The sequence below is a fragment of the Pseudarthrobacter sp. BIM B-2242 genome (assembly GCF_014764445.1).
Classification (GTDB): Bacteria; Actinomycetota; Actinomycetes; order Actinomycetales; family Micrococcaceae; genus Arthrobacter; species Arthrobacter luteus_A.
Genome location: NZ_CP061721.1, coordinates 3,798,628 through 3,824,128 on the forward strand (window position 1 = coordinate 3,798,628; position 25,501 = coordinate 3,824,128).

23 protein-coding genes are annotated in these 25,501 nt (G+C 65.3%); 6 read left to right on the forward strand and 17 right to left on the reverse strand.

The features are described 5' to 3' along the window. Positions 1-196 precede the first annotated feature (196 nt). A complete protein-coding gene (locus tag IDT60_RS17530) occupies positions 197-1,627 on the forward strand; it encodes an MFS transporter (protein WP_191080024.1) in 1,431 nt (476 codons plus the stop codon). Between the two features lie 131 nt (positions 1,628-1,758). On the opposite strand, the gene IDT60_RS17535 is transcribed toward IDT60_RS17530, so the two are convergent. The 14 genes from IDT60_RS17535 to IDT60_RS17600 all read right to left on the reverse strand — a co-directional run bounded on the left by IDT60_RS17535 (position 1,759) and on the right by IDT60_RS17600 (position 17,568). Continuing rightward, positions 1,759-3,252, reverse strand: coding sequence for a CoA-acylating methylmalonate-semialdehyde dehydrogenase (locus IDT60_RS17535; RefSeq protein WP_191080025.1), 1,494 nt, complete (start codon positions 3,250-3,252; stop codon positions 1,759-1,761). Between the two features lie 2 nt (positions 3,253-3,254). Beyond that, entirely contained in the window at positions 3,255-4,280 is a 1,026-nt protein-coding gene (locus IDT60_RS17540) for a Gfo/Idh/MocA family protein (protein WP_191080026.1), read from the reverse strand. Further along, positions 4,277-5,164, reverse strand: coding sequence for a sugar phosphate isomerase/epimerase (locus tag IDT60_RS17545; protein ID WP_191080027.1), 888 nt, complete (start codon positions 5,162-5,164; stop codon positions 4,277-4,279). The genes IDT60_RS17540 and IDT60_RS17545 overlap by 4 nt, the downstream gene beginning before the upstream one ends. Beyond that, entirely contained in the window at positions 5,161-5,946 is a 786-nt protein-coding gene (locus IDT60_RS17550) for an SDR family oxidoreductase (protein ID WP_191080028.1), read from the reverse strand. The genes IDT60_RS17545 and IDT60_RS17550 overlap by 4 nt, the downstream gene beginning before the upstream one ends. 3 nt (positions 5,947-5,949) lie before the next feature. Then, complete coding sequence (iolG, locus tag IDT60_RS17555) at positions 5,950-6,963, reverse strand: inositol 2-dehydrogenase (protein ID WP_191080029.1); 1,014 nt, start codon at positions 6,961-6,963, stop codon at positions 5,950-5,952. An 84-nt stretch (positions 6,964-7,047) separates the two neighbouring features. Next, the gene (locus tag IDT60_RS17560) at positions 7,048-7,980 is read right to left on the reverse strand and encodes an NAD(P)-dependent oxidoreductase (RefSeq protein WP_191080030.1); all 933 of its coding nucleotides are present in this window, start codon (positions 7,978-7,980) and stop codon (positions 7,048-7,050) included. A 72-nt stretch (positions 7,981-8,052) separates the two neighbouring features. Then, positions 8,053-9,078, reverse strand: coding sequence for a LacI family DNA-binding transcriptional regulator (locus tag IDT60_RS17565; protein ID WP_191080031.1), 1,026 nt, complete (start codon positions 9,076-9,078; stop codon positions 8,053-8,055). Between the two features lie 2 nt (positions 9,079-9,080). Then, complete coding sequence (locus tag IDT60_RS17570) at positions 9,081-10,292, reverse strand: Gfo/Idh/MocA family protein (protein WP_191080032.1); 1,212 nt, start codon at positions 10,290-10,292, stop codon at positions 9,081-9,083. Positions 10,293-10,320: 28 nt separating this feature from the next. Continuing rightward, positions 10,321-11,094 carry an HpcH/HpaI aldolase/citrate lyase family protein gene (locus IDT60_RS17575; protein ID WP_191080033.1) on the reverse strand — a complete coding sequence of 258 codons (774 nt, stop codon included), beginning with the start codon at positions 11,092-11,094 and terminating at the stop codon, positions 10,321-10,323. Then, the gene (gene iolD / locus IDT60_RS17580) at positions 11,091-13,040 is read right to left on the reverse strand and encodes a 3D-(3,5/4)-trihydroxycyclohexane-1,2-dione acylhydrolase (decyclizing) (protein ID WP_191080034.1); all 1,950 of its coding nucleotides are present in this window, start codon (positions 13,038-13,040) and stop codon (positions 11,091-11,093) included. Before iolD ends, IDT60_RS17575 begins: the two co-directional genes overlap by 4 nt. A 26-nt stretch (positions 13,041-13,066) precedes the next feature. Then, positions 13,067-14,497 (reverse strand): aldehyde dehydrogenase family protein, encoded by a 1,431-nt coding sequence (locus tag IDT60_RS17585; RefSeq protein ID WP_191080035.1) that lies wholly within the window; start codon positions 14,495-14,497, stop codon positions 13,067-13,069. 31 nt (positions 14,498-14,528) lie between these two features. Then, a complete protein-coding gene (locus IDT60_RS17590; RefSeq protein WP_191080036.1) occupies positions 14,529-15,455 on the reverse strand; it encodes an ATP-binding cassette domain-containing protein in 927 nt (308 codons plus the stop codon). A gap of 12 nt (positions 15,456-15,467) precedes the next feature. Continuing rightward, on the reverse strand, positions 15,468-16,523 hold the full coding sequence (locus IDT60_RS17595) for an ABC transporter permease (protein ID WP_191080037.1): 1,056 nt from the start codon (positions 16,521-16,523) through the stop codon (positions 15,468-15,470). Between the two features lie 52 nt (positions 16,524-16,575). Then, positions 16,576-17,568, reverse strand: coding sequence for a substrate-binding domain-containing protein (locus tag IDT60_RS17600; RefSeq protein WP_191080038.1), 993 nt, complete (start codon positions 17,566-17,568; stop codon positions 16,576-16,578). Positions 17,569-17,813: 245 nt separating this feature from the next. Between IDT60_RS17600 and IDT60_RS17605 the strand changes: the two genes are divergently transcribed. Further along, a complete protein-coding gene (locus tag IDT60_RS17605; protein WP_191080039.1) occupies positions 17,814-18,683 on the forward strand; it encodes a sugar phosphate isomerase/epimerase in 870 nt (289 codons plus the stop codon). A 14-nt stretch (positions 18,684-18,697) separates the two neighbouring features. Beyond that, complete coding sequence (locus IDT60_RS17610; protein WP_191080040.1) at positions 18,698-18,967, forward strand: hypothetical protein; 270 nt, start codon at positions 18,698-18,700, stop codon at positions 18,965-18,967. Positions 18,968-19,127: 160 nt separating this feature from the next. Here IDT60_RS17610 and IDT60_RS17615 read toward each other — a convergent pair whose 3' ends face one another. From IDT60_RS17615 to IDT60_RS17625, 3 genes are all read right to left on the reverse strand, one after another. Then, positions 19,128-20,429: an MFS transporter gene (locus IDT60_RS17615; RefSeq protein WP_191080041.1), complete on the reverse strand. Its 1,302-nt coding sequence runs from the start codon at positions 20,427-20,429 to the stop codon at positions 19,128-19,130. Continuing rightward, a complete protein-coding gene (locus IDT60_RS17620) occupies positions 20,426-20,890 on the reverse strand; it encodes a MarR family winged helix-turn-helix transcriptional regulator (protein ID WP_191080042.1) in 465 nt (154 codons plus the stop codon). Before IDT60_RS17620 ends, IDT60_RS17615 begins: the two co-directional genes overlap by 4 nt. 131 nt (positions 20,891-21,021) lie before the next feature. Beyond that, positions 21,022-22,155 carry a tyramine oxidase subunit B gene (locus IDT60_RS17625; RefSeq protein WP_191080043.1) on the reverse strand — a complete coding sequence of 378 codons (1,134 nt, stop codon included), beginning with the start codon at positions 22,153-22,155 and terminating at the stop codon, positions 21,022-21,024. Between the two features lie 210 nt (positions 22,156-22,365). Here IDT60_RS17625 and IDT60_RS17630 point away from each other — a divergent pair, with 210 nt between their 5' ends. The 3 genes from IDT60_RS17630 (at position 22,366) to katG (ending at position 25,441) form a co-directional block, all read left to right on the forward strand. Continuing rightward, complete coding sequence (locus IDT60_RS17630; protein WP_191080044.1) at positions 22,366-22,722, forward strand: multidrug efflux SMR transporter; 357 nt, start codon at positions 22,366-22,368, stop codon at positions 22,720-22,722. After that, on the forward strand, positions 22,719-23,039 hold the full coding sequence (locus IDT60_RS17635; protein ID WP_164204666.1) for a multidrug efflux SMR transporter: 321 nt from the start codon (positions 22,719-22,721) through the stop codon (positions 23,037-23,039). The genes IDT60_RS17630 and IDT60_RS17635 overlap by 4 nt, the downstream gene beginning before the upstream one ends. Positions 23,040-23,146: 107 nt before the next feature. Further along, complete coding sequence (gene katG / locus IDT60_RS17640) at positions 23,147-25,441, forward strand: catalase/peroxidase HPI (protein WP_191080045.1); 2,295 nt, start codon at positions 23,147-23,149, stop codon at positions 25,439-25,441. Positions 25,442-25,501 lie beyond the last annotated feature (60 nt).

A 25,501-nucleotide genomic window follows, 5' to 3' on the forward strand; every position in this document is an offset into this window, starting at 1 on the left:
CGGTTCTCGCAGGGCGAACCCGGTCGCTGCGATGCTGTGCCACCATGCCCCATTGACGTAACCGGCGTCACGTTCTATCTTTGATGAAACGATTCATCGGAAAGGCCTTTCCAGCCTGATCTCTTCACGGTCACGTTGACCGTCCGGAACATACCGTCCCGGTTCCTAGCCAATGACGACGAAGGAATTCATCAGAATGAGCACCACCCCAGGGGCAATCCGCCCAACCCCTGAAGCCAGCGCCGGCCAGCGGGACCCCAAGAAAGCGGCAATGAGCGGCTGGATCGGAAGCGCACTTGAGTACTACGATTTTGCGCTGTACTCGCTGGCCGCGACGCTGATCTTCCCGGCCATCTTCTTCCCGTCCGAGAACAAGACAGTGGCCATCATCGCCTCGCTCGCCACCTACGCCGTGGGCTACGTTTCCCGTCCGGTGGGCGCAGTTGTCCTGGGCGCTTACGGCGACCGGCACGGCCGTAAGCAGGTGCTGGTTTTTGCCATGCTGCTGATGGGCTTCGCGACGTTCGCCGTCGGGCTCCTGCCCACATACGGACAGGTGGGCGTCCTGGCACCGATCCTTCTGGTGATCCTCCGCCTGATCCAAGGGTTCGCCGTCGCCGGCGAACTGGGCGGCGCCAGCGCCATGATCGTGGAGCACTCTCCCGATGCCAAGCGCGGATTCTTCACAAGCTTCAGCCTGCAGGGCACACAGGTGGGCTCCATCCTTGCCACCGCCGTGCTGCTTCCCCTCGCAGCCATCCTCCCCGCTGACCAGTTCCAGTCCTGGGGCTGGCGCATCCCGTTCCTGCTCAGCGCCTTCGTGATCCTGGCCGGCTACCTCATCCGCCGTCGTGTACAAGAGCCGCCGGCGTACTTGGCGCAGACCGGAACGGGCAAGGCGAAGCCCCGGTTCCCCTTCGTTGACCTTGTGCGCAGCCATCCCTGGGTCATGGTCCGCTGCGTCATCATGACGTTCACCAACGTGATCGGCATGGCCACGCTGATCTTCGGCGTCTCCTACGCCACCCAGGAGGGCTACGGCAACGGCTTCACCAGCAGCGAATTCCTCTGGGTGACACTCGTGGCCAACGTGGCCGCAGTCGCCACCATCCCGCTTTTCGGCGCACTGTCGGACAGGATCGGCCGGCGGATGCTGATGGTGGCCGGCGGCATCGGCGGCGGAGTGCTGGCCGGCGGATACCTGTGGGCCATCGAGCAGGGCAGCCTGGCACTGGTCTTCGTGTGCGTTGTGGTTGTCCAGGGCATCTTCTTCCAGATGTGGAACGCCACCTTTGCCACGTTCTTCCAGGAGCAGTTCCCCATGCGTATCCGCGTGACGGGGTTCGCGGTGTCGCAGAACCTGGGCCTCATGATCGCCTCGTTCTTCCCGAGCATCTTCACCGCTATCGCTCCGCCGGGATCCGCCAACGTCCCCCTGGTGATCGGGCTGACAACATTCGGCATCTGCGCCGTCGCAGCGCTGGCTACCTTCCTGTCCCCCGATACCAAGGGCAAATCGCTTGACGACCTTGAGGCCCGCAAGTCTGATCCGCAATTCCTGACCAGCCCCGAAGCACCGGATTTCCGCCAGGTTCGCGAAACCGCGGCAGCGAGGGTGCGAGTGTAGCCCTTGCCACCCCGGGGCGGCTGACTTAGGTGGCATCCAATACTCAGTCATCGACGGCGGGACTTCCCGCCGTCGATGACGGTTTCGGCAGGCTCAACCACCGGTGGTTGAGCCTGCCGAAACCCGTTTCCTCAGTTGGACGGGAAGTTGTACGACGCGCCTGATGCGTGGCTTGCTTCGGGCCAGCGTGAGGTGACCACCTTGCCGCGGGTATAGAAGGACACACCTTCGGGGCCGTAAATGTGCTTGTCGCCGAAGAGTGACGCCTTCCAGCCGCCGAAGGAGTAGTAGGCAACCGGCACCGGCAGCGGCACGTTGATGCCGATCATGCCCACGTCCACGGAGCGCTGGAACTTCCGGGCAGCCGCGCCGGAGGAGGTGAAGATGGCTGTGCCATTGCCGTACGGGTTGGCGTTAATGAGGGCAATTCCGGCGTCGAGGTCCTCGACGCGGACCACAACGAGAACCGGTCCGAAGATCTCCTCGGTGTAGGCGCTCATTTCGGTCTTGACGTGGTCGATGACCGTGGGGCCAACCCAGAAGCCTTCCTCATGGCCGGGTACCACCAGGTCGCGGCCGTCCACCACCATCGCGGCACCCGCGGCCTCCGCCTCGGCAATCGTCTTGACGATGAAGTTCCTGGAGTCTGCGCTGATGACCGGTCCCATGTCGGCGTCCGGTTCGGTGCCGTTCTTGACCTTGACGGCCACGGCACGCTCTTCCACCTTCTTCACCAGCAGGTCGGCGGCGTCACCGACGGCGACGGCCACGGAGATGGCCATGCAGCGCTGGCCGGCGGAGCCGAATGCGGCCGCGGCGAGGTGGTCGGCAGCGTTGTCGAGGTCGGCGTCGGGCAGCACGATGGCGTGGTTCTTCGCACCGCCCAGGGCCTGTACGCGCTTGCCGTGGGCCGTCGCTACCTCGTTGATGTGCTTGGCCACCGGGGTGGAGCCGACGAAGGAGATGCCGTCCACATCCGGGTGGGTCAGGAGGCCGGAGACCACTTCGCGGTCTCCGTGCAGGACCTGGAACACGCCGTCGGGCAGACCTGCCTGCGTGAAGAGGTCGGCCAGCAGCATTGCCGCGGACGGAACCCGGTGGGAGGGCTTGAGGATGAAGGCGTTGCCGGTGGCGATCGCCATCGGCGCCATCCACAGCGGTACCATCACGGGGAAGTTGAACGGGGTGATGCCGGCGACCACGCCGATCGGCTCCCGGAAGGAGAACACGTCGATGCCGGTGGAGACCTGGTCCGAATATTCACCCTTGAGCAGCTGCGGGATGCCGCAGGCGAACTCGATGACCTCCAGGCCGCGGCCGATCTCGCCCTTCGCGTCGGAGAGGACCTTGCCGTGCTCGGCGGTGATCAGCTGCGCGAGGTCATCCACGTGGGCGGCGACCAGTTCACGGAACTTGAACAGCACCGCGGTGCGCTTGGCCAGGGAAATATCGCCCCAGCTGACGGCGGCGGCCTTGGCCGCCGCGACGGTCGCGTCAAGGTCCGCCTGGTTGGCCAGCCGCAGCTCTGCGGTGACGGCGCCCGTCGCGGGGTTGTAGACGGGCTTGGTGTCGGTTCCAGAACCTGTTGCCTCGGATCCGCTGATGAAGTGGTTGATGAAAGTCATGGTTACTGCTCCTGTAGTAAGTGGTGTTCCACGGCGTGGACCGGTTCGACGTTCCGTGGGAGTCCTGCGGCGAGGGATTCATGGAGGGCGAGGCGGACGGCCAGGTTCTGTTCCGTCAGTTCCTGGTGGACAACTTCCTGCCCGGCGCTGCGGGCCCAGATGCTGAACCGTTCAATTTCGACCTTGAACGGGTCTTCGATCACGTCGAAGACCTCGGTGCTGCCGTCCCGGAGGGAAACGGTCACGCGGGCTGCCTCCCCCGGAAGCGGGTCAAAGGCGTTGTCGAGCGTGATCTGCCCCTTCGTGCCGATGATCTGGAACGTGTTCACGCGGGGTCCTTCGAAACCACAGTCCAGGGTTCCGATGACGCCGTCGTAATCCAGGATCGCGGCGACGGTGGTCTCCACGGGGTCCCCCGGGCTGGTTCCCTTGGCGTACACGCTCGCGGGGGCGCGTCCCATCACCATGTTCATGATGTCGACGGCGTAGCAACCGACATCGTTGACGGCACCTCCCTCAAGACCCGTCTGAAGGCGGACCTCGCCCGGGCTGCGGTCCATCACAAAGTGGAACCGCGCATGCATCGAGACAATCCGGCCGATCCGGCCCGCGTCGATGAACTCACGGACTTTCTGGTGCTGCGGGTGGAAACGGTACATAAACGCCTCCATCAGGCTCACCCCGTTGCTCTGGCAGGCCTTGACGACGCGGGCGTAGTCTTCGAGGCTGCCCACCAGCGGCTTCTCGCACAGGATGTCCTTGCCGGCCTCCGCCGCCGCGATGATCCATTCCGCATGCAGTCCGTTGGGAAACGGGAGGTAGACGGCCTCGATGGCCGGATCCGCCAGCAGCTCTTCATGCGACGAGTAGACAGCCGGGATGCCGAAGCGGGCGGCGACCTCGGCGGCTCGGCCGTTGGGGCTGCTGATCGCCGAGGCGGTGGCGTTGCGGGCCTTTTGCATGGCCGGCAGGAACCTGTCCTGGGCGATGCGGGCGGTGGTGAGAACGCCCCAGCGCACCGCGCTCATGTAGCGAGCCCGGCTTCCAATTCACGGAGGAAGGCCACAGACTGCCGGACATCCCGGACGGGCCCGTCCCCTGCCGGGGCGGCCTCGAGGATGGTGTCCTGTTCCATCGTGAACCAGCCGCCGTAGCCGGCCTCGAGGAGGTTCAGGACGATGTCTGAGATTCCGGCATCCCCCTGTCCTAGGGGGACGTACATTCCGGTCTTGACGCCGTCGGTGTAGGAGATTTCACCCTTCTGGACGCGATCGGCCACGGCTTTGCGCACGTCTTTGAGGTGCGTGTGGCCGATGCGCGCGGCGTAGTCCCGGGCTAGCTGCCCGGGGTCTGTGCCGCCGATCAGAAGGTGGCCGGTGTCCAGGCAGAGGTTCGCGGCGGTGTCGTTCAGGACGCGGTTGACGTCCGACGTCGTCTCGATCATTGTGCCCACGTGCGGATGCACTACTGCCTGGATGCCCTGATCGGCGGCTGCCTGGACGATGGTGTCAAGGTTCCGGCCGAACAGGTGCCAGCCGTCGGCGTCGAGCTCGTGCCGCTGGTCATATCCGGCGACGCCGGTTTCCGCGGCGAGGACCATGATGGTGGCTCCTGCCGCCTGGTAGGCGTCCAGTTCCGCGGAAACTGCTTTGAGCGGGTCCTTGGCGGCATCGTGCAGGATGATCGGAAAGAATCCGCCGATGGCCTGCAGGTTGTGCCGCTGCAGCACCTCGGCGCGTGCGGTTGCTTCCTCGGGCAGGAAGCCTGCCGGGCCGAATTCCGTGGCCGTGATGCCCAGGGCGGTCATCTCGGACAGGACGCGGTCTGCTTCAAGCTGGTGCCCCCACCCGGGGACTTCGCACACGCCCCAGGAAATGGGGGCGGCGGCAAGGCGGCTGGTAATGATGCTCAATCTGATCCTCCAAGTACGTTCTGATCCCAGTCAATGACCGAGCCGGTGACCACTCCGCTCCGGCTGGAGAGGAGAAAAACTACAAATTCGGCGATCTCGCCCACTTGTCCGAGCTTGCCCATCGGCACGGAGGCGTTGGCTTTTTCCAGCCAGTCGTCTCCTGCGCCGTGAAATTTCCGCTGGGTCTCTTCTTCGCCTTCGGTGGCCGTCCAGCCGATGTCCAGGCCGTTGATCCTGATCTTGTCCCAGCGGTGCGCGTGGGCGGCGTTCCGGGTAGCGCCGGCCAGCCCGGCCTTTGCCGCCACATAGGGCGCCAGGTAGGGCTGGCCGCCGAGTTCGGCGATGGAGATGACGTTCAGGATGCTGCCGGGGACTTTGCGCTCCCGGAGGTGCTTGATCGTCTCCGCCATGATGAAGAACGGCGACTTCAGGTTGATTGCGATGTGCGCATCGAAGAGTTCCGGGGTGGTGTCCAGCATCGTTCCGCGGGTGGTGAGGCCGGCCGCGTTCACGGCGCAGTCGAGCTGCCCGAAGACGGAGATGGTTTCCAGCACGGAATTGCGTGCCTGCTCGACGTCGGCCAGATCAGTTTTGATGAAGCGGGCCTTGACGCCGGACTTCTCCAGCTCGGCGGCGAGCCTTTCGCCCGAATCGGCGTTGCGGCCGGTCACGGCCACTCCGGCCGCGCCTTCGGCTGCCGCCCGGCGGGCAATGCCTGCCCCGAGGCCCTGGGTGCCGCCGCTGACAAGGACCACCTTGTCAGCGAGGAGCGGGTTGTTCATTCCCTACTCCTTTCCGATGGTGACCACGTGGCCTGACCTGGCGGATTCCTCGGCAGCGTTGGCCAGCACAAGGGCCATGACGCCGTCGTCGAAGCCGGGGCTGCAGCTGGTTCCGCCGCGGACGGCCTTGACGAAGCTGTCCAGCTCATTGCGGTAGGCCTGGCCGTAGCGTTCCAGGAAGAACGGCAAGTAGGCGTCGGACTCTTCGGTGCCGGCGGCGCTGAACTTTCGCACTGTGGTGGGAGCCATGTTGCCAGCGGTCAGCAGGCCCTCGCTGCCGAAGGCTTCCAGCCGCTGGTCATGGCCGTAGGCGCTGTGACGGGAATTGATGATTGTGATCTGCTCACCGCCGCGTCCCCGCAGATTGATGACCACCGAGTCGAAGTCACCGGCCTCTTCGATGTAGTCGCAGAACAGGTTTGAGCCGGTGGCCGATACTTCGATGATGTCCGGGACGAAGAACCGGGCCATGTCGAGGTCGTGGATGCTCTGGTCCCGGAAGATCCCGCCGGACGTTTCGATGTATGCCTTGGGCGCCGGAGCGGGGTCCCGGCTGATGATGGTCAGCTGCTCCAGGCGCCCGATTTCCCCGGCTTCAACCCGTGCGCGGAGCGAGGCGAAGTTGGGGTCGAAGCGGCGGTTGAAGCCGAGCATCAGGGGGCTGGTGGTGCCGCGGATCTGGTCCCGGCATTCGCGGACCCGGTCGATGTCCAGGTCAATGGGCTTTTCGCAGAGGGCGGCGACGCCGGCGGCCGCGGCCCGGGAGATCAGGTCGACGTGGGTGGGCGTTGGCGAACCGATGATGATGGCGTCCAGGTCAGCGTTAGCGAAAACCTCATCGGCGGTTTCGACGGCCTGCGCGCCGGTAACGGCGGCAAGGTCCTGTGCGCCCTTGATGAACGGGTCAGCGATCCAGGCCAATTCCAGGTCCGGGTGGTCGGCGATGTTCCGGGCGTGGACCTGGCCGATGCGGCCGGATCCGAAGAGGGCAACCTTGAGCGGTCGTTCACTGGACATGGGTGGGGGTCCTTTCGTGTTTCCCGCCGGCGGGTGATCCGCCTGTGGTTGATTCAGCTTGAGTAAGTGTGGTGGGGGTGTTCATCACGGGGTTGCCACGGCTGCCGGGGCCCGTCCTGCGAGGACGTCGACGGCGCCTTTGGCGGCGTCGCGGACCGTGTGGGCCATACCCTGGCGGGTGAAGCCCATCAGGTGGGGCGTCAGCACCACGTTCCCGAGGTCAAAGACAGCGTGGTGGGCTGGCGGTTCGGGATCGTAGACGTCGAGTCCGAGGCCGCCCAACTGCCCGGAGAGAAGGGCCTGGTGGGCTGCGTCAAGGTCCACGAGCCCGCCCCTGCTGCAGTTGACGAGGACGGCTCCGGCGGGCATCAAGGCGAGGCGTTCTGCGTTGATGAGGTTGTGGTTTTCCGGTGTCAACGGCACGTGCAGGGTGACGAAGTCGCTGCGTTCCAGCAGTTCTTCGACGGTTTTGCACCGGACGCCGGCAGGAACGTCTGCGAACGGATCGAAGGCCAGGACCTTGAGGTCGAAGGCTTCGGCGATCCGGGCGACGCGGCGTCCTATGCGCCCGTAGCCGATGATGCCCAGCGTGAAGCCCTCCAGGTCGCCCACGGCAACGGCGGAGCGTTCGTTCCAGCGGCCGTCGCGGACCAGGGCCGTCAGCGTCGAGAGCTTCTTGACCAATGCCAGGAGGTGGGAGAACACGCCTTCGGCCACGGACGCCGTGTTGCTTCCGGGCGTGATGACCACCGGGATGCCCCGGCGGTTCGCCTCGGCGACGTCCACGAGGTCGGTACCGACGCCGGTCCTTGCGATGACCTTCAGGGCGGGCATCCGGTCAAGGAGTTCACGGTCAACACGGTACGCGGCGCGGACAATGGCGGCATCGGCCCGGGCAAGGTCCGCGTCGGTGGGATTGTGGATGATCTGCTGGTGCGGTGCCAGTTCCGGTTCGACCAGTCCGGCCTCGACGCCGCCAAGGGCTACGAGTATTTGGGGTGTGCTGAGGGAAGCCATCGTCATCCTTGAAGATGTGGGGGTGCACCCCGGGGCGGCTGGAAAGCCTACGGGGTGGCGGTGGGTGGGAGGTTAGAGGCCGAGCAGGCTGGACGTGCGTATGACCAGTTGAGGGACGATCGGCTGGTGGACGAAGCCGCCGCCAAAATCGCTGTCGGCGATGCGCTCCAGGAGCGTTTTGGCCCCGGCGACGCCAATGCCGGAGCTGTCCGGATCAACGGTGGTCAGTCCAAGGCGGGGCATGGCACCCAGCGCGATGTTGTCGTAGCCGGTAATGGCCACTTCGACGCCGCGTTCATCGGCAGCGGTCATCGCGCCGAAGGCGGCGAGGTCGTTGATGCACGCCAGCGCGGTGGGGCGCTGGTGCCTGGACCGCGAGGAGCCCAGTGCCCGCTGGGCGGCAACGTAGCCGGACTCCTGGAAGAAGTCGGCTTCGACAATATGGATGTGGCGGGACAGCCCGTGTTCTTCCATGGCGGCGGAATATCCGTCCACGCGGGCCCGGCCCACCGAGCCGCCCAGCCCGCCCAGATGCGCGATGTTCTCGTGCCCCTGGGCGATCAGGTGCTCAACCACCATGCTCATGCCAAGGGTATCGTCGCTGCGGACCACGTCTGCCGTGTCAATGTAGTCCGGTCCGCCGCCGGCGAAGACCACGGCCCCGCCGGACACGGCCCGGTTGAACGGCGCCTTGTCGGGCACCGTTCCCACCACCAGCAGGCCCGCCACGCGCAGGTCCCGGAAGGCCTGGAGGATGGACTGGTCCACTCCCCTGCCTGCGGCCGTGACCGCGCTGAAGAGGACGGTGTGTCCGGCCTCTTCCAGCACGGTCCGTGCGGCGTCGGCCACGTCAAACGCCCAAGGGTTGTGCATGTCGCTGACCAGGACACCAATAGTGCCGTTGTCCCGGGTTGCCAGGGACCGGGCTGCGAGGTTCAACTCGTAGCCCATCTCCTCAACAACTTCGAGCACCCGCTTACGGCGTTCGTCACTGACGCGCGGTGAATCGCGCAGGACGAGGGAGACCAAGGATTTGGAGACGCCGGCGCGTTCGGCCACGTCCTTGATCGTGGGCCGACGGGCGGATGCGATGCTCATCGCTAGGCCCGCGCTGCCGTGGTGCCGTGGATTTCCTCAATCTTCTGCCACTGGCCGGAGAATGAGGAGGCTTCGGCAGCGCTGACGATCGCGGCAGCCGAGGCGGCATCGTGGATGTTCGAGTTTTCCTGCGCTCCGCCGGCGACGGCGACGAGGAACTTCTTCGCCTCGATCACCTTGAGGTCGTCAAAGCCCATGCTGTTGCCGGGGCCGGGCTGGAAGTAGGCGTAGTCGCCGTGGCGCGGGCTGGCGTTCACCGTGGTGTACCCCTGCTCGTCGTTGTTGCGTCCCAGGCAGACCTTGAGTTCGTTCATGCGCTCAAAATCCCATTTGAGTGAGCCTTCGGTGCCGTAGACCTCGATCTGGTAACCGCACTCGGGTCCCACGGCGACGCGGGACGATTCGATGGTGCCGACGGCGCCTGCGCCGACTGCGGACGGGCCGAAGCGGACCAGCGCTGCCGCGTAGTCTTCATTCTCGACCTCCCCCATTTCACCGTTTTCAATCACTGCGAAGTGCGTGCCGGATCCCATCGCCAGCTTGGGCCGCTGCGTGTAGACGGTGCTGGTCAGCGCGGTCACCTCGGCGATGGGTCCGACTACATACTGGCACAGGTCGGTTGCGTGGCTGAACAGGTCGGCCAGCACGCCCGTTCCGGCGAGTTTCCGGTCGAAGCGCCAGGACAGGGCGCCGTTGGGCTCAGAGGCGTAGCCGGAGAAGAAGACGGCCCGGACGTTGGTGATCCTGCCAAGCCGTCCGTCAGCAATCAGCTTCCTTGCGTGCTCCACAGCCGGAGCGTGGCGGTAGTTGTAGCCGATGGACGTCACGACGCCGGCCTCCACGGCGGCTTCCTGCACGGCTGCGGTTTCCTGGTAGCCGCGTCCGACAGGCTTTTCGATCCAGAAGTGCTTGCCTGCTTTGGCGGCTGCAATGCCGATCTCAGCGTGCAGGAAGTTGGGCGCGCAGATGGAGACGACGTCCACGTCGGGGTGGTTCAGGACGTCGTGGTAGTCGGTAGTGCCTTCAGCGAAACCCAGGACATCGCGTGCATAGTCCACGCGGCCGGGCGCTGTGTCGGCGGCAATGACGAGCTTCGTCTTCAGGCCCAGCTCCGGGTAGGCGTACGGGACGGCCTGGTAGGCCCTGGAATGGAGTTTTCCCATCCAGCCGACGCTGATGAGACCGACGCCGATGGTGCGAGATTCTGCGTTCACGTTCTTGCTTTCCTTTGCTTGTAATGAGTCAGTTGCGGGCGGTATCGAAGGCGTCGCGGAACGCCGCCGCCATGATGGTGGAGTCCGAGCCGATGGCCACGAACCGGAAGCCCTGGCGGACATACTTGGCGGCTCCCATGCCGTCCACGGCGAGGATGCCGGCTGCCTTGTTGTGCAGTTGGGCCGCGGCTACGACGCGCTCCAGGGCCTCCTGGAAGACGTTGCTGTCCAACTGCAGCGGAACCCCGAGGGCGTAGGAAAGATCCAGGGGCCCAACAAAGATCACGTCGACGCCGTCGTGGGCGGCGATGTCTTCGACGGACTCCAACGCATCGAGGGTTTCGATCTGAATAACACCGAGGGTCTCCTGTTGCGGTTCGGTGAGCGTGCGACGGTCCATGCCCCAGCGGCAGGCGCGGTTGTAGGTGGCCACACCTCGGTCCCCGAGGGGCGGATACAGCATGTGCTTCACCGATTCGGCGGCCTGATCGACGGTGTCCAACCGCGGAACCATGATCCCGGCGGCGCCCTGGTCCAGGACACGGCCGATCCGGATGCGGTCTCCGGATTCGACCCGGACGATGGTGGGGACGCCGTAGCTGCCGGCGGCAACAACGCCGTCGCGGACCGCGTCCTCGCCGCCGGAGCCGTGTTCGAGGTCGATCAGGATCCAGTCGGCTCCGGCGGCGGCACAGACTTCGGCCGCGGTTGCCGAGGACAGTCCGACGAACGTGCCGATCGTGACATCGCCGTCGGACAAGCGCCGGCGCAGCTGCCCCGCATTCAGTGGTCCCTGGCTCATCCGAACCACCGCTGGCTGCCGCGTGCCTTCTCGTAGTCAGTGCGGAGGGTGCGGACCCATTCCTGCCCGGAGACTTCCGCCGGGGCAACATCCCACCAGACGTCACCGCCGGGCAGGTCAACATGCGGCACCGTGGGTACCACGATGACCACCGGGCCCTGGGTGTCCCGGGTGGAAGACAGCGCCTCGCGGACCTCGGCTGCCGAGGTGGCGCGGATGGCCAGTGCACCGAGGCCTTCGGCGATCTGCCGCAGGTCCACCTTGAGGTAGTCGCCGTCGAGCCGGGCCTTGGGGGCGTCAGTGGCCGCGACACTGCCTCCGGTGGTGCGGTAACGGAACTCGTTGCCGAATTCCTTGCCGGTGCGGTTCATCTGCAGCCGGTGGATGACCTGGTAGCCGTGGTTTTCGGAGACGATGATGGTGACGTTGAGCCCTTCCTGCGCCGCGGTGAGGATCTCCGTGGGTGCCATCAGGAACGTACCGTCGCCGATGAACGTGACCACGCGGTTGTCGTTGTTGCCTTCGGCCAGGCGGACGCCCATGCCGGCGGCAATTTCGTAGCCCATGCAGGAGAAACCGAATTCGAGGTGGCAGTTGCGGTTCCCTGTGGCGTCCCAGACCTTCTGCAGGTCGCCGGGAGCACCGCCGGCAGCGGCAATGACGGTGTCGCCGGAGCGTGCGTGTTCCTGCATGAGTCCGATCAGCTGCGGCTGGGTGAGGACGGCTTCCGTGACGGGCGCGTCCGGATGCTCGGCCGGGTTGTAGGCGGTGTCGGCGTCGAGCCACGTGGACCGGATCGGTGCCCAGCCGGCCTTCTCGGCCTGGACGGTGTCCTGCCAGGCTTCGCTGGTGCTGTGGCCCTCCAGTGCCTGGGCGAGGGCTTCCAGCCCCAGTCGGGCGTCGGCGAGGATCCCTGTGGCGCCCTGCTTGCGGGTATCGGCATCCACAATGTTCAAGGACGCGAAACGGACCTCCGGGTTCTCGAAGATGGACTGTGAACCGGTGGCGAAGTCGGTGAGCCGCGTGCCGACGTTCAGGACCAGGTCGGCCTGCTTGACGAGGGTGTTGGAGGCGAAGTTACCTTCCAGGCCCACACCGCCTACCTGCCACCATTCGTCCTTTGTGACGGCGCCCTTACCGCCGAAGGTCTCCACCACGGGAATTCCGACCTGGCCGGCCAGCGCTTCGAGTGCAGCGTGGGCATCGGAGTAGTGGATGCCGCCGCCGGCGATGATCACCGGACGCTCAGCCGAGCGGACAAGCCGGGCGACGTCGTCGACCTCTTCAAGGTCCGGCAACGGACGGCGGATCTTCCAGTCGCGCGGTTCGAAGAATTCGGCCGGGAAGTCGTAGGCGTGGGACTGCACGTCCTGGGGCAGCGAAATGACCACGGCGCCGGTATCGGTGGGGCTGGTCAGCACACGCATGGCCTGTGGCAGGGCGGTCAGGAGCTGCTCCGGACGGTTGATCCTGTCGAAGAAGCGGGAGACGGGCCGGAACGCGTCGTTGACCGTGGCGTCCGCCTCAATGGGGTGCTCGAGCTGCTGCAGTACAGGGCCCTGATGCCGTGTTGCGTACGTGTCTCCGGGAAGGAGGAGCAGCGGAAGCCTGTTCACTGTCGCCAGTCCGGCGGCGGTGACGAGGTTGAGGGCGCCCGGGCCAATGGATGCGGTCACGGCGAGGACGGCCTGGCGTCGGCTTGCCTTTCCAAACGCCGTGGAAATGTGGGCCATGTACTGTTCGTGGCGGCCCTGGATGAAGGGCATGTCATCGGCGAGTTCGTCGAAGGCCTGGCCCAGCCCGGCAACGTTGCCGTGTCCGAAGATGCCCAGGGCAGCAGGCACCAGGCGGCGTCGGACACCGTCCGCAACGGAATGCTGGACCGACAGGTATTTGATGAGGGCTTGGGCTGTGGTGAGCCTGATGGTCTGTGAGTTAGTGGTCATTGCCTTATTCCAAGTCGGGTGGTGGGTTACCAGGGGCGTCCGTGCAGGATGACCGTTTTCTCTTCGGTCATTTCATTCACTGCGGAGCGGACGCCTTCCTTGCCGATGCCGCTGCCCTTGAGCCCTCCGTAGGGCATAAGGTCGGCCCGCCACAGGGGCGTCCAGTTGATGTGGATGTTCCCGGCATCGATCTGCCGCATGGCCTGGATGCTGCCGGAGACATCTGAGGTGAAGATTCCGGCGCCGAGCCCGTAGTCGTTGTCGTTGGCCATGGCGATGGCTGATTCGATGTCCGTCGCGGAGGAAACGGCGACGGCGGGTCCGAACAGTTCGTTGCGGCTCAGCGGGGAGCGGGGGTCGACGCCGGCAACAACGGCCGGGGTGATAACGGCGCCATCGCGGTCTCCGCCGGTGAGCACCTTGGCGCCGGAGTTCCGGGCCTCACCGATCGAGGTGTGGACGCGGATCGCTTCTTCTTCAGAGATCAGTGACCCGAGCCGGGTGTCGGCCTCCTTCGGGTTGCCCACGGCGATGGCCTCCACCTTGGGCACGAGGGCGTCCAGGAAGTCTGCTTCGACGCGGCGGTCCACGATGACCCGCTGCACCGAGATGCAGACCTGGCCGGAGTTGATGAAGCCGCCTGCTGCCACGGCGCTGGAAGCGAGTTCGAGATCTGCGTCCGGCAGGATGATCACGGGGCAGGAGGCGCCAAGTTCGAGGGACAGTTTCTTGACCCCGGCGATGGAGCTGATCCGCGTTCCCGTGGCAGTGGACCCGGTGAACGAGACTTTCCGCACCCGGGGGTCGGTGACGAGCACATCGCCCAGGGTGCTTCCGGGGCCGGTCAGGACGGACAGAGCCTCCGGCGGCAGGCCGGCGTCGACGAAGCACTGCGCCAGTTTCAGCGCCGTCAGCGGCGTGGCACGGGCGGGTTTGAGCACGACGGCGTTGCCGGCTGCCAGCGCCGGCGCAATCTTGTGCAGCACCAGCAGGGCTGGGTAGTTGAACGGTGTGATGGCAACAACGATGCCCACGGGCTGCCGCAGGGTGAAGCCGATCTTGTCCAGCCCGGTACCCGCGTTGGCATCCAGCGGAAGGGTGGATCCATACAACTGACTTCCCTCGTAGGCGGCAAGGCGGATGATGTTTCCTGACCTGCTGGCTTCGCCCCGGGCTTCCGTGATCGGCTTCCCGGTTTCGGCACTGATCGCCTGGGCAATGTCCTCGGCACGCTCGTCGGCCAGGGCAGCCGCGCGGAGGAGGATGTCCACCCGCACGTGTGCCGGCGTGGCCCGCTGCAGGTGGGCGCCGATCTCGGCCCGGTCCAGAGCGGCCTGGGCGTCCTCGACCGTGGCGACCGGAACCGTGTCAATGATCCGGCCATCAAAGGGCGACCGTACGTCCTCGGTCCTGCCGTCGGCGGCACCGCGCCAGGTTCCGGCGATTAGCATTTGCATGGTTGCTCCATCTGGTTGTAAATGTTGGCGCTCAGTGGCGCTTGGTGGTGCCCTCGTGGGCTGCGTCAGCGACTTCCGCTACCTCGGCCTGAACCTCTTTCACGACGTCGCTGTGGCCGCCGAGTTGTTCGAGTTCGTGGGCGAGTTCGGCGAGTTCGGCGCCGCCGGCCATCTGGGCGGTGAGTTCGTCCAGGGTGATGTCCTTTTTGTCGTAGTAGCCGATGGACTTGCCGCGCTTGAGCAGCAGGAACCGGTCTCCCACGGGGAAGGCGTGGTGCGGGTTGTGGGTGATGAAGATGACCCCCAGGCCGCGGTCGCGGGCCTGCAGGATATAGCGCAGCACCACACCGGACTGCTTCACGCCAAGCGCCGCCGTCGGCTCGTCCAGGATCAGGACCTTCGCGCCGAAGTACACCGCGCGGGCGATCGCCACACACTGGCGTTCACCGCCGGAGAGCTGCCCGATGGGCTGCTCCACATCCCGCAGGTCGATGCCCATCTCGGCGAGTTCCTTGAGCGTGATGGCCTTCATCTTCTCCACGTCCATGCTCTTGAACGGCCCAAAACCGCTGGTGAGCTCGGAGCCGAGGAAGAAGTTCCGCCAGATCGGCATCAAAGGCACCACAGCAAGGTCCTGGTAGACCGTGGCGATCCCGGCATCCAGGGCATCGCGCGGGGAAGAGAATTTCCGTTCCTCGCCCATGATGTTCAAGACACCGGCGTCGTGCTGGTGGAGGCCGGCGATGATCTTGATCAGCGTGGACTTCCCCGCGCCGTTATCGCCCAGCACGCAGGTGACCCGGCCGTTGTCCACGGCCATGGTGACATCGGACAGAGCGATGATGTTCCCGTAGTGCTTGCCCACCCCGTCGAGCGAGAGCAGGTGCACCGGGGTGTGCGTGAGAGGATCTTTTTCGTTTTGCAGCAGGGTCTGCTGGTCGATCTGATTGGCGTTCATTTCCGGGCCCCTTTACTTCAGTTCCGCGCGGCGCTTGACGATGAGGTTCACGATGGTGGCCAGCAGCAGCATCAGGCCCAGGAAGAACTTGAACCAGTCCGGGTTCCACTGCGCGTACACGATGCCCTTGTTGGCCATGCCGAAGATGAACGCACCGATCGCCCCGCCCACGGCCGAGCCGTAGCCGCCGGTCAGGAGGCACCCGCCGATCACCGCGGCGATGATGTAGAGGAACTCGTTGCCCACGCCCTCACCGGACTGCACCGTGTCGAAGGCGAAGAGGTTGTGCATGCCCAGGACCCAGCCGCAGAACCCCACGCCCATGAACAGGCCGATCTTGGTGGCCTTGACCGGCACACCCACGGCGCGGGCCGCGTTCTCGTCCCCGCCGACGGCGAAGATCCAGTTCCCCACCCGGGTCCGCATGAGCACCCAGGTGGCCACCGCGACGAGGGCGATCCAGATAAAGACAGTGATTTTGACGTCGATCCCGGCGATGGTGACGGAGGAGGCAAACACGGCCCGGGCCGAGGCGAAGCCGTCCATGGTGGAGATCGAGGGTGAAGACACCGAACCGCCGATCAGGCGGGTCAGGCCCAGGTTCAGACCGGTCAGCATCAGGAACGTGGCCAGGGTAACGATGAAGCTGGGCAGCTTGGTCTTCATCAGGATCCAGCCATTGATGAACCCGATCCCCACCGAGACAATCAGGGCAAGAAGGACCCCCACCCAGACATTCGTGCTGAAGTACCAGCTGAACATCGACGCGGTCAGCGCCGAGGAGATCACCGCCACACCCGTGGAGAGGTCAAACTCCCCGCCGATCATCAACAGCGACACCCCCACCGCCATGATCCCGATCGTAGAACTGCCATACAGGATGGTCGCCAGCGCATTGGGCTGGGTAAACGTTGAAGACACCAACGCGAAGAAGATGAAGAGGACAATCGCGCCCACCAGGGCGCCGACCTCGGGACGGCCAAGGAGCTTCTGGAACGGGCTGCGCTTCGCAACGCGCTCATCGGCAGCTGCCGACTTTGGGGTTGTTTTTGTCTGAGTGATGGTCATGATGATTCTCCTTGCTGCCGGGCCGGCGTAGACCGGCCCGGCCAGCGGGCTGTTAGCGGATACCCTGTTCGGCGAATTTCAGGACGTCGGCTGCGTTGTTCTTGTCGATGACGGCGGGGCCGGTGTAGACCTGCTGGCCGCCGCCCACGGTGAAGCCGCCCACCCTGCTCAGCCAGATGGCGTCGACGCTGCCGTAGCCCTGGAGGTACGGCTGCTGGTCAACGGTGAACGCCACACTCCCGTCCTCTACGGCCTTCGCGAGTTCACCGTTGAGGTCGAAGGACGCGACCTTGACTTTGCTTCCGGTCTCCTTGACGGCCTTAACAATCGTCAGGGTGAACGGCGCACCCAGTCCGATGATGGCGTCGGCATCCGGGGTGGACTGGAGCTTGGCGCTGACCGTGGAGGACACGGAGGTCATGTCGGCGCCGTTGACGTTGAGGATCTCCGTTCCGGGGATGTTCTCCTTGACTCCGGCGCAGCGGTTCTCGAGGCCCACGTGGCCCTGCTCCTGAATCACGCAGATCGGGTGCTTGACCCCCTCGGAGGCAAGCCGCTGTCCGACCGTCACGCCGGCGAGCTTGTCGCTCTGTCCAAAGTGGGTAAAGGCACCAATGGCCTTGGACTGGTCTTCACCGGCGTTGAAACTCACAACGGGAATGCCTGCATCCGTGGCCTTCTTCACCACGTCCCTGAGATTTTCGGGCTTGGCGAGCGTGAGGACGATACCGTCAACCTTCTGATCGATGGCCTGCTGCACCAGCTGCGCCTGGCGGCCGCCTTCAGCGTCGCCGCTGTAGAGAAGCTCGACGTTGTCCTTTTTGGCCGCAGTCTCGGCTCCCTTGCGCACGATGTCCCAAAACGTGTCGCCGGCAGCGGCATGGGTGATCATCGCGATCTTGATCCGGGCGGTGTCCGCAACTTGCCCGGCTTCTCCGGATGATGCCGCTTCGGTCTTGCCGCCGCTGCTCGAGCATGCTGCCAGTGTCAGAAGCGGGACGATGGCGAGGGCAATTGTGCCTCGGTGCCAACTGAATTTTGCCACGTGAAATCTCCCTTGATTCGTGCCAATTTGGGACCTCGTGAACGCTGCATGCCCACGCCACGACGTAGGGCGAGATGCGGAGGCCGCTGGTCTGAACGATTGCGATCCACATCGCTTAGTGGAACGGTCCAACTCTAGAATGCAGGCATCGCGTAAGTCAATAGACCGTTCCAACGATCTATGGTTTGATATTTTCAAGCCCTCTTCGCATCGCGGGTCCGCCCCATTCGGTTCAAAGGAGAACAATGACCACCACCACCGCCCCGGAACTCGTCGCATCGTGCTGGACCAGCGCCGGCAGCGCGGCGCCGCTGCAAAACCCCGAGACCAGCCCCGTGCCCATTGCCGAGCGCCTCGAAGCCATTGCCTCCACTGGGTGGTCCGGCTTCGGTCTCGCACATGACGATCTGGCAACCGCGCGGGCCACCCTGGGCTTTCCGGCGTTGCGGGACCTCATCGACGTAGCCGGCCTGCGCTACGTTGAAGTCGAACTCCTCACCGACTGGTGGGACGAGAGCCTCGCCCCAGCCTGGCGGCCTAAATTCGATCTGCTCCTCGAGGCTGCGGAGACGCTCGGCGCCCGGTTCATCAAAGTGGGAACCTCCATCGGCAAGCCTCTGGATGACCTGGACTTCCTGGTGGAACCCCTCCGGCGCCTGACGGCCGAGGCCGCACTGCGGGGCACACGCATTGCTCTGGAGCCGATGCCCTTTTCGATGGTCGGAAGCGTGCCGGTGGCCGCGGACCTCATGCGGAAGGTGGACCTGCCCGGGTGCGGGCTGGTGGTGGACTACTGGCACGTCTTCCGCGCCGGAACTACGCTGGACGAACTGTCAGCGAGCCTCGAGGCAGACAAGGTTTTCGGCGTCGAACTTAACGATGCGGCGGCGGAAGTCCGGGGCACTCTCTTCGAAGACACCCGGGACAACCGCCGCCTGTGCGGACAGGGGGACCAGGATGTCACCGGGTTCATCCGCTCCCTGAAGGCACTCGGCTTCGATGGTCCCTGGGGCGTGGAAATCCTGTCCGACGAACACCGTGCGCTTCCAGTCAAGGAGGCCCTGCAGGCAGCCCACGCCACAACGCTTGCGTGCTTCCCCGCGGACTCCCGGTAGGCCCGGGAAGCTCCGTGAAAAACAAGCTGCACCTACAGGCCGATTGGTTGCCGGTTATCGGTGAGGTTGTCGAAGTTCGCCTTCACAACCAGCTTGTCCGAAAGGGCCGGATCGATTGCGTGACGTCTGACGGTCAGATCCTCTGGATGGCCACCGACGGGGCCGATGCCCGGTCAATGTTTGAACGCTCCCGTGGCTATTCGGTCTGGATCGAATACAGCTGGGAGACGGGACCGGCCAGGGCGCAGGGTTCGGAGCGAATACCGGGCGTGGTCCATCAGTGACGCAGCAGCCCACCGAGACCGAAAAGGCCACCGCTGAGGCAGCCCTGGTCTCGTCGGCCCGGAGCGCCTCCTAGCCGGTAAGCACCCCAAGAAAAACCACAACAACGGACGACGGCGGGAACCTCCCGCCGTCGTCCGTTGCCGTGCCCTGCGGCTCGTTTTAGGCGCCCTCCGCCTGGCCGGCGGCTTCCCCGCCCCGGGGCCGCCACCTGCGTGGGCGCCGGCGCGCGATGACAGCACCAAGCTGCTGCCGAAATGACAGGCTGCTGCGCCGGCTGACCACGATGGTGGCCGCCAGGCCGGTCAGCAGGACGATCGCCCCGCCGAAGGCCACCGCCCAGCGCGCGCCGAACTCCGTGCCGATCCATCCCATCAGGGGCGCCCCCAATGCGGTGCCGCCTTGGAGGACAGCCAGGTACAGCGCAAGCACCCGCCCGCGGAACTGCGGATTCACCGTGAGCTGGATGCTTGTGTTGCAGCTGTTGAGGAAGGTGATCGACGCCAGGCCAACGGGTACCAGGACTGCGGCATACAGCCAGAAGGTCGTCGACACGCTGCCGGCCAGCGTGAAAATGCCCAGCGCCAGCGCCCCGCCCAGCAGGAGGTGAAGCCGCGGCCCCGACCGCCGGGCTGCGAGCAGGGCACCGGCCAGTGTCCCTACGGCCATGATGGAGCCCAGGAGCCCGAATTCCTCCGGTCCCATTCCGAATTCCGCCGTTGACATCAGCGCATTGGTAATGGGGAAATTCATCCCGAATGCTCCGAGGATCCCCACCATAGTGAGGATGAGCATCAGATGCGGACGCCGCCGGACGTACGCCAGTCCCTCGGCGACCTGATGCCCGCCACGGGATGCCGGCACGGAAGGTGAGAGTTCCGAGGTGCGTATGCGCCACAAAGAGAGCAGGACCGCCGCAAAGCTGGCCGCGTTGAGGAGGAACACGGGGCCGGTGCCAATCCAGGCAATGAGCAGGCCGGCGATGGCGGGTCCGGTGAGCCGGGCTGTATTAAACGACGCTGCGTTCAGTGAAACTGCGTTGGCCAGGTGTTCCTGGCCCACCAGTTCGGAGACGAAAGCCTGGCGCGCCGGACCGTCAACGGCACTGGCCAGCCCCAGGCACAGGGCGGCAACGTAGACCTGCCACAGCTGCGCGGACCCGGACACCACCAGCAGCCCGACCGCCAGGCCGATCAGGCCCATGGCCGTCTGCGCCCACAGCAGGATCACGCGTTTCCGGTAGCGGTCCGCGAGCACTCCGGCGTACGGACCCAGCAGCAGCATGGGAAAGAACTGCAGTCCGGTGGTGATGCCCACGGCGGTCCCGGAATGGTCGGTGAGGACGGTCAGCACAAGCCAGTCCTGGGCGATCCGCTGCATCCATGTGCCGATATTGGAGACGAGCGCCCCACCGGCCCACAGCCTGTAGTTGCGGTTCTCGAGGGCGCGGAACATGGCGCTCATCGGGCGCTCAATTCCTGCATGATGTGCGCGGCCCGGCTCAGCGTCAGACGGTCCTCTTCGCTGAGCCCGGCCACGCGCCGGGCCAGCCAGGCTGTCCGCTGGCTGCGGGCCTCGTTAAGGACGGCCTCGCCCGCCGGCGTGATCTCTACGTGGATTTGGCGGCCGTCCTTGGGATGCGCTGTCCGCGACACAAGACCTTGTTCTGTTAGTGCATTGACTATGCGCGTCATTGAGGGCGCCTGCACGTGCTCGCGTTCTGCCAGTTCACGGAGGGTCAGGGCGCCGCCGCGGACGTGCGCCAGCACCGTGTATTGGCCCGGCGTGATGACATCCCCGGTCGCTTCGATGCGCAGCCGGCGGGATGTGCGCATCACGGCAATCCGAAGGTCAATTGCCAATGTGTCCGGCTCGATACCCTCGCCGGGCCCGCCGCCGATGCCGGAAGAAACCTCAGTTGTCATGTTGCTGCCCGATATCATGATAGTTAGCATTGCTATTTAGCCTTGCTAACTATTATTCGGCTTTAAGCACACAATGGTCAACCGGGAGTAGCCGGCCTCCTGCCCGGACGGAGCAGGAGGCCGGCCAGTGATCAGGCGAGGGCCGGCGTGTCCCAGAGATTCAGGACGGTGCCGATGTTCTGCTCGTCGGCGGCACGGTAGAGATCTGTCGCCCAGGCAACATCTTCCACGGGCATCCCGCCTACGGAATAGAGGATGATTTCTTCGTCATTGCGGCGGCCGGGGAGCTTGCCCGTTGCAATGTCGGCGATCTCCTCGATTTTCGACGCGGGAATTTTTCCGTCTTCGAGCAGGCCGAACCAGTGCGAGCCCGGGATGCCCAGGATCTGGTATGCGGTGGGGCCGTATTCCTCGAGCCATGCCTGGTACAGGCCCTCAGCGTCGATCACCAGGCGCGCGTCACCCTGGAGGAAGTCGTCGTCGAAACGGGCGGCGGCCGGAAGCAACAGCAGGGCGCCGGGCTTGATGGCCGATTTCGGGAAGTAGGGGAACGCATCGCTTCCTGCTGCATCGGTTGAGGTGGTCGCCATGACGATGTCAGCATCGGCGATGGCCTCCTCGATCGTCCCGGCCGACGTGACGCTGCTGAGCTGCGGGAACTTGGCCTTGGCCCAGTCAACAAACGTCTGCGTGCTGCCGGCGCTTCGGCCCTTCACCAGCAGCGTGTCGATCGAGGGGCGCAGCGCCAGCGTCGTCTCAAGCACGGAGCGCGCGATGACTCCGGGGCCGACAACCGCCGCAACCTTGGCGTCGGCCTTCGCGAGGTGCTTGACCCCGACGCCGGGGACGGCGCCGGTGCGGTAGGCGCTGAGAAGGTTGGCACTCATGATGGCAAGCGGTGCCCCGGTATCCCTGTCATTCAGGACAAATACGTGGATCGAGCGGGGCAGCCCCTTCTGGCGGTTTTCCGTGTTGGAGCCGTACCATTTGACGCCCGAGGTGCCGAAGCGGCCGCCCAGATAGGCGGGCATTGCCATGAAACGGCGGTCCGGCCCGTCCTTCGGCATGCCGTCGAATCCGGGCGCCTCCGGGAACGTGATCATGGCACCGTGGGAATTGCCGTTATCGCCCGCCATCCGGTAGTCACCCTGGCGCAGGAGAACAAGCGCCTCCTCCATCACGTCAGTGCAGCGGACAACGTCGCCGACGCCGGCCTCGACCATGTCGGGTTCGCTCAGGTAACGGAGGTTGATTCTGGTGGACATCTAGATTCCTTCGTGATTCATATCGGTAAACTTTGACTAATATCAGTAAATCGCTCGCACATTTCCGACCCATCAAGCCCGGGTTTCCGGCGTGTAACTTCTTCCCCGGCCTCGTACATGTCCCCACCGGGGCGGTCAGGGAACACCAGCAGCATGCGCGCCGTTGCACCCACGGGGAACAGTCCCCAATAAGTTCTAAGGACTGTGTACATGAAGTGGATTCTTCTCGCCGGCGCGATCCTGAGCGAGGTGACGGCGTCCCTCTCTTTAAAAGCGGCCCTTGAAAACCCGACTTTCTTCATCGTGGTGGTCCTCGGTTATTCCGCCTCTTTCGCGTTCCTCGCCGGAGTCCTCCGCAAAGGCCTGGGCCTTGGCGTGGCGTATGGGATCTGGGCTGCGCTGGGAGTAACACTCACCGTGCTGCTGGCCGCCGTCCTTTTTGGCGAAGCACTGACCCCGGTAATGATGATCGGCGTGGCCATGGTCATCGGCGGCGTGCTCTGCGTTGAACTCGGGTCACGCAAGGAGCCGGCAAAAGAACCGGAACACGAGGCGGTTGCCGCATGATGTGGCTGTTGCTGACGGCGGCAATCCTCACCGAGGTCACCGCTACCCTCTTGCTGCGAGTCGCGTCCACCGGGAAACGCCGCTGGTACATCCCTGTGGGCGTCGGCTACTTCCTGGCGTTCACGCTCCTCACCCTGACCCTGGACCAGGGAATGAACCTCGGGGTCGCCTACGGGATCTGGGCCGCTGCCGGGGTTGCCCTGACGGCCCTCGCCAGCCGTGTCTTCTTCAAGGAGACCATCACGCCGGTCATGATGCTCGGGCTCGGCCTCATCATCGGCGGCGTTCTCCTCATCGAGCTGGGTGCAGCCCACTAAGGGCACTGTGAAGGGCCTCCCCAGCACACCCTGTCTATGGTCAAATGGGAAGGTTGAACCGGCCGCCCGAGTCCGCTCCACGGCCTCGGCCACATGGAAGGAAGCTCATGACCGATCGTCCGGAACACCCCCCGATCCCCACCCCAGGAAGTGCCCAGGGCCTGGACAGCAAAGTTGAAGGCGGCTGCCCGGTTGCCCCTGGCAGCGCCACCTCGCACGGCAGCGAGAGCGAAAACCCGGCGATCGACTCGCCGCAACCCAAGGCCCACCGTCCACGGACCGTTGCGGACTGGTGGCCGAACCAGCTGGATCTCTCCGTACTCCACGCGCACAACCAGGCGGGCAACCCGCTGGGCCCCGATTTCAGCTACCGCGAGGAGTTCCGGAAGCTCGACGTCGAGGCGCTGAAGCAGGACATCACACAGGTCCTGACCACCTCCCAGGACTGGTGGCCCGCGGACTTCGGCCACTACGGCGGTCTCATGATCCGCCTCAGCTGGCATGCGGCCGGAACCTACCGCGTCCATGACGGCCGCGGCGGCGCCGGGGACGGCAGCCAGCGTTTCGCGCCGCTTAACAGCTGGCCGGACAACGCCAACCTGGACAAGGCCCGGCGCCTGCTGTGGCCGGTCAAGCAGAAGTACGGCCGGAAGCTTTCCTGGGCTGACCTGATTGTCCTGGCAGGCAACGTGGCGCTCGAGTCCATGGGCTTCAAGACCTTTGGCTTCGCTTTCGGCCGCGAGGATGTGTGGGAGCCCGAGGAGATTTTCTGGGGACCGGAGGACACCTGGCTCGGGGATGAGCGGTACATCGGGGAGGGCCGGATGTCGGAGGAGGTCGGCTCCACGGAGATGGGCCTGATCTACGTCAACCCCGAGGGTCCGATGGGCAACCCGGACCCGCTGGAGGCCGCGGCTTTCATCCGCGAGACGTTCAAGCGCATGGCGATGAATGATGAAGAGACCCTGGCACTAATCGCCGGCGGCCACACGTTCGGCAAGACCCATGGCGCCGGTGACGCCGACGCGCACGTCGGCCCCGAACCCGAGGCCGCCGACCTCGAGACGCAGGGCCTGGGCTGGCTCAGCACCTACGGCACCGGCAAGGGCGCCGACACCATCACCTCCGGCCTCGAGGTCACCTGGACGGACCGGCCCACCGAGTGGAGCAACCGCTTCTTCGAGATCCTGTTCGGGCACGAGTGGGAGCTCGTCAAAAGCCCCGCCGGAGCGCACCAGTGGGTGGCCAAGGACGCGGAGGAGATCATCCCGGACGCCCACGATCCCGGGAAGAAGCACCGTCCCACAATGCTCACCACGGACCTCTCGCTGCGTGTTGACCCGGCGTACGAGAAGATCTCGCGGCGTTTCCTGGAGAATCCCGACGACTTCGCGCTCGCCTTCGCGAAGGCCTGGTACAAGCTGCTGCACCGCGACATGGGTCCGGTCGGCCCGCACATGCTGGGGCCGTGGGTCCCGGAGGCGCAGCTCTGGCAGGATCCCGTCCCGGCGGCGGACCACGAGCTGATCGGCGAGCATGACATCGCCTCGCTCAAGGCAAAGCTGCTGGATTCGGGACTTTCCGTCTCGCAGCTCGCCGGCACGGCATGGGCAGCCGCGTCCACTTACCGCAAGACCGACAGGCGCGGCGGTGCCAACGGGGCGCGCATCCGGTTGGAGCCCCAGCGCAGCTGGGAGATCAACGAAACCGAGCAGCTTTCGACGGCGGTGCAGGCGCTTGAAGCGGTGCAGCAGCAGTTCAACTCCGCCCAGGCCGGGGGCAAGAAGGTCTCGCTGGCAGACCTGATTGTCCTCGGCGGCTGTGCAGCGGTGGAGAAGGCGGCGAGTGACGCCGGCTTCCCCGTCACTGTGCCGTTCCGCCCGGGCCGTACCGACGCCGCCCAGGACGAGACCGACGTCGAGTCCTTCGAGTACCTGAAGCCGCGGGCGGACGGGTTCCGCAACTACGTGCGCCCCGGCGAGAAGCTCCAGCCGGAAACCCTCCTGCTGGACAAGGCATACCTGCTTGACCTTTCCGCCCCGGAAATGACGGCGCTGGTTGGCGGCATGCGGGCCCTCGGCACCAACGTCGGCGGTTCGTCCCACGGCGTCCTCACCGACAGGCCGCAGGTCCTGACCAACGACTTCTTCGTGAACCTGCTTTCGCCGGGTACGAAGTGGAAGGCCTCGGAGTCGGAGGAGAACGTCTACGAGATCAGCGATGTCACCACGGGCGAACTGAAATGGACGGCCACGCCCGCGGATTTGGTGTTCGGCTCCAACTCCCAGCTCCGGGCACTGGCCGAGGTCTACGCAAGCGAAGACGGCGGGGAGAAGTTCGTCAACGACTTCGTGTCCGCCTGGGTGAAGGTCATGGAGCTGGACCGCTTCGACCTGCGCTGACCGATGCGCCCGGGCCGGCTGCCGACGCGGCCGGCCCGGAGCACGGTTCCTGAATCAGAT

Coding starts and splice junctions, on each gene's coding strand:
- IDT60_RS17530 (WP_191080024.1), top strand. CDS start 197: ATGAGCACCACCCCAGGGGCAATCCGCCCAACCCCTGAAGCCAGCGCC.
- IDT60_RS17535 (WP_191080025.1), bottom strand. CDS start 3,252: ATGACTTTCATCAACCACTTCATCAGCGGATCCGAGGCAACAGGTTCT.
- IDT60_RS17540 (WP_191080026.1), bottom strand. CDS start 4,280: ATGAGCGCGGTGCGCTGGGGCGTTCTCACCACCGCCCGCATCGCCCAG.
- IDT60_RS17550 (WP_191080028.1), bottom strand. CDS start 5,946: ATGAACAACCCGCTCCTCGCTGACAAGGTGGTCCTTGTCAGCGGCGGC.
- iolG (WP_191080029.1), bottom strand. CDS start 6,963: ATGTCCAGTGAACGACCGCTCAAGGTTGCCCTCTTCGGATCCGGCCGC.
- IDT60_RS17560 (WP_191080030.1), bottom strand. CDS start 7,980: ATGGCTTCCCTCAGCACACCCCAAATACTCGTAGCCCTTGGCGGCGTC.
- IDT60_RS17565 (WP_191080031.1), bottom strand. CDS start 9,078: ATGAGCATCGCATCCGCCCGTCGGCCCACGATCAAGGACGTGGCCGAA.
- IDT60_RS17575 (WP_191080033.1), bottom strand. CDS start 11,094: ATGAGCCAGGGACCACTGAATGCGGGGCAGCTGCGCCGGCGCTTGTCC.
- iolD (WP_191080034.1), bottom strand. CDS start 13,040: ATGACCACTAACTCACAGACCATCAGGCTCACCACAGCCCAAGCCCTC.
- IDT60_RS17585 (WP_191080035.1), bottom strand. CDS start 14,497: ATGCAAATGCTAATCGCCGGAACCTGGCGCGGTGCCGCCGACGGCAGG.
- IDT60_RS17590 (WP_191080036.1), bottom strand. CDS start 15,455: ATGAACGCCAATCAGATCGACCAGCAGACCCTGCTGCAAAACGAAAAA.
- IDT60_RS17595 (WP_191080037.1), bottom strand. CDS start 16,523: ATGACCATCACTCAGACAAAAACAACCCCAAAGTCGGCAGCTGCCGAT.
- IDT60_RS17605 (WP_191080039.1), top strand. CDS start 17,814: ATGACCACCACCACCGCCCCGGAACTCGTCGCATCGTGCTGGACCAGC.
- IDT60_RS17615 (WP_191080041.1), bottom strand. CDS start 20,429: ATGAGCGCCATGTTCCGCGCCCTCGAGAACCGCAACTACAGGCTGTGG.
- IDT60_RS17620 (WP_191080042.1), bottom strand. CDS start 20,890: ATGACAACTGAGGTTTCTTCCGGCATCGGCGGCGGGCCCGGCGAGGGT.
- IDT60_RS17625 (WP_191080043.1), bottom strand. CDS start 22,155: ATGTCCACCAGAATCAACCTCCGTTACCTGAGCGAACCCGACATGGTC.
- IDT60_RS17630 (WP_191080044.1), top strand. CDS start 22,366: ATGAAGTGGATTCTTCTCGCCGGCGCGATCCTGAGCGAGGTGACGGCG.
- IDT60_RS17635 (WP_164204666.1), top strand. CDS start 22,719: ATGATGTGGCTGTTGCTGACGGCGGCAATCCTCACCGAGGTCACCGCT.
- katG (WP_191080045.1), top strand. CDS start 23,147: ATGACCGATCGTCCGGAACACCCCCCGATCCCCACCCCAGGAAGTGCC.